This is a genomic window from Mucilaginibacter sp., from assembly GCF_036383575.1.
GTDB lineage: Bacteria > Bacteroidota > Bacteroidia > Sphingobacteriales > Sphingobacteriaceae > Mucilaginibacter.
On record NZ_DASVOB010000371.1, the window covers coordinates 1 to 7,700 of the forward strand.

Below are 7,700 nucleotides of genomic sequence, written 5' to 3' on the forward strand. Positions count from 1 at the left end.
GCTTATGTAGTTGGAGATCAAGCATCCTATCTTAAAGTAATGATACGCACAGGACATCTGATTTCAGAAATAGCGCAATCATTAGGGTACGAATTTGTGAGAATTGATCAGTTTAGAACACGCTTTTCAACCGCAACAAAAAGTGATTTAAATGAAGAGGTGGTTATTTTAAGATGGCGCGGTTAATAAATTATATATGGTAAAGAACAATCGTTATTCACAAATCATCGAAGCTATTTTCTTCAAAACCTATAAAATAGGATTAATTGAGATTCCTTTTTCAAGAGAGCAAATTGAATTAACTGCCAATGAATTAAACATTAAGCTTCCCAAAAACTTAGGAGATATATTATATTCGTTTCGCTACAGGACTCCCCTTCCGGAAAAAATTGTTAATACAGCTCCCAAAGAGTTTGAATGGATTATTAGACCCGCAGGCCGAGCGCTTTATAAAATCGTTTTAACCCGACAAACTCATTTTAAACCCGCAGAACATTTAACGGAAACAAAAATTCCTGATGCCACACCCGGCATAATTAGCAAATATGCAATGAACGACGAACAAGCACTTTTAGCTAAAGTTAGATTCAATCGTCTTATTGATATTTTTACTGGGTTAACTTGCTATTCACTACAAAGCCATTTACGAACGACTATTCGGGATATGGGACAAGTTGAAACCGATGAAATCTATATTGGAATTGATAAAAGAGGTGCGCACTATATATTACCTGTACAAGCAAAAGGTGGTACCGACAAACTTGGAGTTGTTCAGATTGAACAGGATTTTGCTATTGGTGCAATAAAGTTTCCACGCTTAATTTGCAAGCCTATAGCAACTCAATTTATGCCTAACGGCGCTATTGTTCTTTTTGAGTTTGAATCATTTGAAGGAGAAATTACGATAGTATCTGAAAAACATTATCGACTTGTTCTTCCAAACGAACTATCCGATAAGGAAATTGAAATGTATAAAACACGGACAGGCTAAGAAATCCTTTTGCATTTGATTCCAATTAAACTCTCAAAACCTAATCGCTCACTTCCCTTCTCCTCAAACTTTTAAATCCGATCAATTCAAAAAATACGATATTTATACTTGTCATCTAAAATCAACACCTAATGAAAACTTTAGCCGAATTTAAAGCATCATTAAATTTACCTCAGCCCGGTAGCGAACTGCCAGTGCAGTTAAAAAGCTTATGGTACGATGGTAAGGGCGATTGGCATCAAGCCCATGCACAGGTTGATCATCTCGAAGACCGGGCATCGGCGTGGGTACATGCCTACCTGCACCGTAAAGAAGGTGATATTGGAAATGCAGATTACTGGTACAGCCGGGCACGGCAAATCCGCCCTGACTTATCTTTGGAGGAAGAATGGGAGCAATTAGTGTTAAAATTTCTTTAATCGGATAAGGGTAATAATTTCAACCTATATTAAGCCTCAAAATAAGCTCGTCTGTTTCCCTTTCCTCGGCACAAATAAACTGTAGTCATATTCTGGCATCTGCCTGTCGCCCATAAAGCGTTTACAAGCCATTTTAAACATTTGATGGATAGATTCGGCTATTTTACCATCACCACTCATCCGGCGACCGTAATCGCTGTCGTTTAAGTTGCCCTCATGCGTTGAACGGATCATGTTCAGCACTTTTTCGGCGCGGTCGGGAAAAGCTTTATAGATCCAGTCGCTGAAAATTTCGGCTATACTCCCGTTCAGGCGAACCATAGTAAATCCAGCTGCCAAAGCGCCCCTGTCGGCTGCAGCTTTGATGATATTAGGCACTTCATTACTGTTTAACCCGGGGATGATAGGCGCCGCCATTACGCGTACCGGGATGCCCCGTTCAGATAGCTTCTGTACAACAGCCAGCCTGCCCGTTGCCGTTACTGTGCGAGGCTCCAACTTTTGCCTTAGCTGCTCGTTAAGAGAGGTGATGGATACGTTAACATGCACCAGGTTCAGTTTGGCCATATCTGCAAGCAGATCAATATCGCGCAGGATCACGTTATTTTTAGTAATGATACTTACCGGGTTTTTATATTTCCAGAATACTTCCAGCAGTCCCTGGGTTATTTTCAGACTACGCTCAATGGGTTGGTAGCAATCGGTATTGCCCGATAGCATAATGCAAACCGGCTTGTAATTTTTTTTGTTAAAATATTGCTCAAGCAGCTCGGGAGCATTGGGCTTAATAATGATCTTCCGTTCAAAATCAAGCCCTGCGCTAAAGCCGTAATATTCATGGGTATTACGGGCGTAACAATATATGCAGCCATGCTCACAACCCTGGTAAGGGTTTATAGAGTACATATGGCTTAAGTCGGGACTATTTGATTCGCTTACTATTTTTTTGGGCGTTTCCTCAAAAAGCTGCGTGTTACTATTTTCAAGCAAGGGTTCGTCAATACCCTCAATATGATCAAGTACATACTTGTTTTTCAGAAACTTATTGTGCGTATTTACCTGCGCGCCGCGTCCCTTAAAAAAAATCCGGATTGTCCTCATGTGACATCGAACAAATTTGCTAAATTTATTAGCAAATTACAATTCAATCAGTTTATTTTTTATGCTGTATAAAACCAGTCCAACGCGGCTTTTGATCTGGAGCTTTTCAAAAAGCTGGTCGCGGTAACTATCAACGGTGCGTACGCTGATGTTCATAGTTTCGGCAATTTCCTTATAAGTAAGCTCGGTGCCGGTAAGGCGAAGGAACTCAATTTCGCGCGGGTTAAGCTTGATGTTCTCTAACTTGCTGTTAAAGTTGGTGATCAGGTGGCGGGTCACAAACTCAGGGTAGTAAAGCTCGCCTTGCGAAACTTTCAAAAGGGCCTCTTCAACTTCATGGGGCTCCGAATCTTTAAGCAAGTATCCTTTTACCCCCATTTTTACCATCAACAGCACCTTATCCGCGTCCTCAAACATGGATAATATGATGATCCTCACGTTTGGATGTTTGGCCCTGAGTATTTGGGCAGCCTCAACGCCATCCATAACCGGCATACTGATATCCAGCAGTATAATATCCGGAACAGTACCGCTGTTTATAGTACTTATCAGTTCCTGCCCGTTGGCTGCCTCAAATAGTATATTGTATCTTTTAAAATTGGTAACGAGGGCAGCCATACCACTCCTGAAGAGTTTGTGGTCATCAACTAAGGCTATTTGAATGGGTTCCTTTAGCATAAATTTGTTGTACCAGGGGATTGAACGACAATTTTATCTGGCAACCCTTACCAGGCGAGCTGGTAATAACTACGTCCGCGCCTACTAAAGCTGCCCTGTTTTCAATGTTCCGCAATCCCGAACCGCCCTTACTATCAACCTTTTCGGTATTGAAACCAGCACCATCATCTTCGATGAGCAAATTAAACATTTGTGCAGTATAATACAAACTGATTTTAAGGTTAGCTGCTTTAGCGTATTTTAGGGTGTTATTCACCGCTTCCTGGAAGATCCGGAATATCACCAGCTCTCGCTGCTCGCCCAAACTGTATACATCACCATCCACCTCAAACGCAACATTGATAATACCGCTGCGGGTTAAACGTTCGGTTTCGGTTTCAAGGGTTTTTATAAGTCCATATGAGCTGATGTGCTCAAAGCTCATACTTTTTGAAAGGTTCCTGAGATCGTTAATGGTTTGCGAAACCAGCTCACGGTTTTCATTTACACGGGCTTTTTTCTCGTCATCAAGGCTATTATTGAGCAAGCCGAGGTTCAATTTAACAAAGGATAACACCTGGGTAATGTTATCATGGATCTCGCGGCTTATGTCATTAAGCGTTTGCTCCTGGATCTCAATCTGGGTTTTAAGCATCTCCTGCTTAAATGAAGCTTTCAAATTTTCGCGCTCAAGCAGGTTTTTATTCTGCTTCTTTTGATATATCAGCATAAAGCTGATTATAAATACGCCAAGCAACAGCATAAGTGCTGAGCCTGCTATTATAACGAGGATAACCTGTTCTTCCTGAAAGAGCATATAAAGGCTATTGAGAATAAGAAATTCAATGCAAAAGTTGTCAGGTTAAGCAGTGTTGCTGCTATCAAATAAAAATGATAATTATTTCGATACACCATATAACTAAAGCATGAATAAAAAAATGTTGTAGATAAGTAATAAAAAAATATGCCTGTTAATGCCAGAAACGGCGGATGAGTTATCAGCTCAATATACTCGTCACTATCATTGTTTAGCAGGCGATAGTAATAATTACAGATCATCCATATCAAAAAAAGATCTTGTATAACGGTAGCTAAGGTTGCCCGTTTAAATACACCTTGTATAAACAAGATATCAGCTATTGATATTAATATAACAAATCCGGCAGCAATAAAAACGCCCTTCCGTTTTTCAGGGCGCTCATCAAATGCCTGGATAAACCTTGTAAAAAAGGCAAACAGCAGGATATCTTCAATATTATTACACCATGCGTTTGATTTATGGAGGTTTAGCCAGTTAAAAAGGTTCACAAAGTCGTAAACAAGAATAAAACTTAGCAATAGCAACAGTGTTTTAAAATTCTTGTCGAGCGACCGGTATGTAAAAAGGCAGCAAACAAAAGCCACCACATCCATTACAAAATAAAAACTTTCCAACATGAATGCTAAAATAGTGCATCTGTTTCAGCATTCATGTAAATGGGTAATTTATTCTAAGCTTTGCACATCGGCGGGCATTCTTTCCCGGTGCCAACAGCCGCAAGCCCGCTTACAGCCAGGTTTGCAACCAAATCACTTTGTATAGCATCTATATGCTCATCTACTCCTGCTCCGGCAACGGTAGGAACAATAGCAACCGACGTTTGGTGTGGTGCATTGCTATGATCGGCATCATGAACGCCGAAATGCAACCTTACACCAGTGGCTTCAGACGGTAAATTATTAACAAACTCCTTCAACTTATCAATCGATATCCATGTGGATTCGGTATCGTTAACTTCATGATGTTTGTCAATAACTGCTTTTCGGGTTTCCTTATAACGGGCTACCATTTCCCTGGCGGTTTTTAAGTCAATAGGTTCCATATAATTTTAGGGTGTCTTTAAATCAGGACTAATCTAACTAATTATAATAAAACAACCTATCCGTCATTTCACCGTTTTTCACCCCGTTTAAACACCGAAATTAACTACCAATCTACAACACAATACCTTATATTATACGTTAAAAAGCCATGCGCAAGTTTTTACAAAAGCTGTTAACTAAGCCGGTGGCACACCTGGCCGACAGGCTCTCATCACGACCAGATAAAAAACGGGTTGACAGGTCATTGAACCGCTTATACAAAAATCTTCTTAAAGGCTCGGGTAAAAAAGGCCTTTTGATTCCGTTCGATGCGGAAAGCGATAAATTCATCATCCTGTCTGATCAGCATAAAGGCGCACGGGATGATATGGATATGTTTGCCCTCGCCGAGAGAAATTATCTTGCAGCGCTTGATTATTACCACAACCAGCAATTCTTCTACATTAACCTCGGGGATAGTGAAGAGCTTTGGGAAAACCTGTTCATCACCATAAAAAAGTATAATAAAGCTACTTTTGAAAGTGAAAAACGGTTCATAAAACGTAAGGCGTTCCTGAAAATCTTCGGCAACCATGACCTGTATTGGGATAATGACCCTTTAGCCAAAGTAGGCTTAAAGCAAGTTTATGACGAGGTAATTAAAATATATGAGGGAGCTGTGCTGCAAACAAAGCTTAATGGCAAACCATTAAATATCTTTTTAACCCACGGCCACCAGGGCGATCTGCAAAGTGATGGCAACTGGTTCAGCAAATGGTTTGTATCCGATATCTGGGCGCCATTCCAGGCTTATCTTAAGATCAATCCTAATACTCCTGCCAATAATGATCTGCTCAAAACAGATCACAACCGCATCATGTATGAATGGAGCCTGAAACAAAAAGACACCCTGCTGATAACCGGGCATACACACCAGCCGGTGTTCAGGTCGTTAACCCATCTCGAAAAGCTGTATAACGATATTGCGAAGGCAAAGAAAGCAGGAGACGATAAACTGGCAGATGAACTAAGCAAACAGATCGTAAACAGGCAGATCAAAGGCGATGTAGTCCCCGATTTCGGCGTCTGCGACCCAAGCTACTTTAACAGCGGATGCTGTTGCTACGATGACGGCGATATCACAGGTATTGAGATAGCAAATGGCCAGATCCGCCTGATCAAATGGGAATACAATGCATTAAATCAAAGTGAAAGAATAATATTAGAAGAGTGTGGATTGGATGAACTGTTTTAAGGAGAGAGAGGAGGTAAAAGGCGAAAGGATAAAGGTGAAAGGCAACAGGCTAACCTCAATCGGAGAAATCAAAAAATCAATCAGTGTAGTCCCAAAAAGAAAAAATCAACGACATCAGCGGAATCAAAAAAATCAACGGTCAGCCTTCCATCATAAAAACAAACAGCTCTTTAGGCCCATGGGCACCCAATACCAATGTCTTTTCTATATCAGCCGTACGGCTTGGGCCGGTTACGGTGCTGATCATGGATGGCAGTTGATTCCCATATTTAGCTTTGATGAGTTTAAAGCCATCTTTAAGGTCCATCACCATTTGTGAGGTATAAGCCAGCACAATGTGTACCGATGGATAGATGCTTAACCTGCGGCCGGCCATATTCCCGTTTGAGAGCAAAATACTGCCGTTACGGGCAATTAAAGCCTCGCAAAGGGTAAATCCCACTTCGGCTTGTTCAAAGTCTTTATCGGTTTCAAAATGCGGATATTCAAACTGGTTCAGGATCTCCTGCAGTTTTGGCTCCCAGCAATAGATTTTGTGCCAATTGCGCTCCTCGGCAAGGGTAAGCAGGTTTTCGATAAACTGCAGCTCATCCTCACAAAAAACAAACTGACCTGATACATTGGTGAACTGCTCGGCGAAGATCACTTCCGGCATTTCGTCGGTAGGGGGATAAAGGGGCAGATCTTCCAGTTGAGGGTACGGGTTATCCCTTTTCTCCAAAAGCGCTTTCCTGATTTTTTTAAGCAGTTTTTCTTTTGATGTGGTGATATCCCTCATGGCTAAAAAAAGCAAAGCCACCAGCTTGGCCGGTGGCTTTGTATTATAATTTTAAATTAAAGTTTCGGATCCTCGCTATCTATTCTTGAAAGCTCAGGATTAGTCAGCGTGTCGGGAATCGCGTTGTTATCCACATCGGGGTTTAACGCGGCCTCACCGTTTACAAACTTATCATAAGTAGTACGCTCGTCAAACGGACGCTTGCCCAATATCTCTTCCAGATCACTCTGGAACAATACTTCTTTCTCCAATAGTTTTTGAGCTATCTTTTCAAGACCATCACGTTTCAGGTTAAGCAGGTCTTTAGTTTTTTGATAAACTACATCAACCAGCTTACGTACTTCGTTATCTATCATTTCAGCAGTAGTATCCGAGTATGGTTTGTTAAACTGATACTCACCCTGCGGATCATAGAATGATACGTTACCTACATTGCCGTTCATACCATAAATTTTGGTCATGGCATAAGCAAGTTTGGTAATGCGTTCCAGATCGCTCAGTGCACCGGTAGAGATCTTGCCGAAAACAATATCTTCAGCAACACGACCACCCATTGATACACTCATTTCATCAAGCAATTGCTCAGTGGTATACAAAAACTGCTCTTTTGGCAGATATTGAGCGTAACCCAACGCGGCAACACCACGAGGAACGATT

10 protein-coding genes and 1 pseudogene are annotated in these 7,700 nt (G+C 41.2%); 4 read left to right on the forward strand and 7 right to left on the reverse strand.

What is annotated here, in order from left to right:
• The 3 genes from VF500_RS12870 to VF500_RS12880 form a co-directional block, all read left to right on the forward strand.
• Positions 1-186, forward strand: a 186-nt coding sequence (locus VF500_RS12870; RefSeq protein ID WP_330860059.1) for a hypothetical protein, incomplete at its 5' end; no start/stop codon positions are given.
• A gap of 10 nt (positions 187-196) precedes the next feature.
• The gene (locus VF500_RS12875) at positions 197-991 is read left to right on the forward strand and encodes a hypothetical protein (RefSeq protein WP_330860060.1); all 795 of its coding nucleotides are present in this window, start codon (positions 197-199) and stop codon (positions 989-991) included.
• Between the two features lie 131 nt (positions 992-1,122).
• Entirely contained in the window at positions 1,123-1,410 is a 288-nt protein-coding gene (locus VF500_RS12880; protein WP_330860061.1) for a hypothetical protein, read from the forward strand.
• Between the two features lie 36 nt (positions 1,411-1,446).
• Here VF500_RS12880 and VF500_RS12885 read toward each other — a convergent pair whose 3' ends face one another.
• From VF500_RS12885 to VF500_RS12905, 5 genes are read right to left on the reverse strand one after another with little or no spacing between them, the layout of a single operon-like run.
• Entirely contained in the window at positions 1,447-2,511 is a 1,065-nt protein-coding gene (locus VF500_RS12885; RefSeq protein ID WP_330860062.1) for a PA0069 family radical SAM protein, read from the reverse strand.
• 36 nt (positions 2,512-2,547) lie between these two features.
• A complete protein-coding gene (locus tag VF500_RS12890; protein ID WP_330860063.1) occupies positions 2,548-3,189 on the reverse strand; it encodes a response regulator transcription factor in 642 nt (213 codons plus the stop codon).
• Positions 3,155-3,985, reverse strand: a complete 831-nt coding sequence (locus tag VF500_RS12895) for a sensor histidine kinase (RefSeq protein WP_330860064.1) — start codon at positions 3,983-3,985, stop codon at positions 3,155-3,157. The genes VF500_RS12890 and VF500_RS12895 overlap by 35 nt, the downstream gene beginning before the upstream one ends.
• A complete protein-coding gene (locus tag VF500_RS12900) occupies positions 3,949-4,605 on the reverse strand; it encodes a hypothetical protein (RefSeq protein WP_330860065.1) in 657 nt (218 codons plus the stop codon). Before VF500_RS12900 ends, VF500_RS12895 begins: the two co-directional genes overlap by 37 nt.
• Before the next feature lie 53 nt (positions 4,606-4,658).
• On the reverse strand, positions 4,659-5,030 hold the full coding sequence (locus tag VF500_RS12905) for a hypothetical protein (RefSeq protein WP_330860066.1): 372 nt from the start codon (positions 5,028-5,030) through the stop codon (positions 4,659-4,661).
• Positions 5,031-5,179: 149 nt separating this feature from the next.
• Here VF500_RS12905 and VF500_RS12910 point away from each other — a divergent pair, with 149 nt between their 5' ends.
• The gene (locus tag VF500_RS12910) at positions 5,180-6,265 is read left to right on the forward strand and encodes a metallophosphoesterase (RefSeq protein ID WP_330860067.1); all 1,086 of its coding nucleotides are present in this window, start codon (positions 5,180-5,182) and stop codon (positions 6,263-6,265) included.
• 139 nt (positions 6,266-6,404) lie between these two features.
• On the opposite strand, the gene VF500_RS12915 is transcribed toward VF500_RS12910, so the two are convergent.
• Together VF500_RS12915 and VF500_RS12920 are read right to left on the reverse strand one after the other, a co-directional pair.
• Positions 6,405-7,043: a LutC/YkgG family protein gene (locus VF500_RS12915; protein ID WP_121232454.1), complete on the reverse strand. Its 639-nt coding sequence runs from the start codon at positions 7,041-7,043 to the stop codon at positions 6,405-6,407.
• Positions 7,044-7,099: 56 nt separating this feature from the next.
• Positions 7,100-7,700 (reverse strand): annotated as a pseudogene (locus VF500_RS12920) (peptidase M41); the annotation flags it as partial.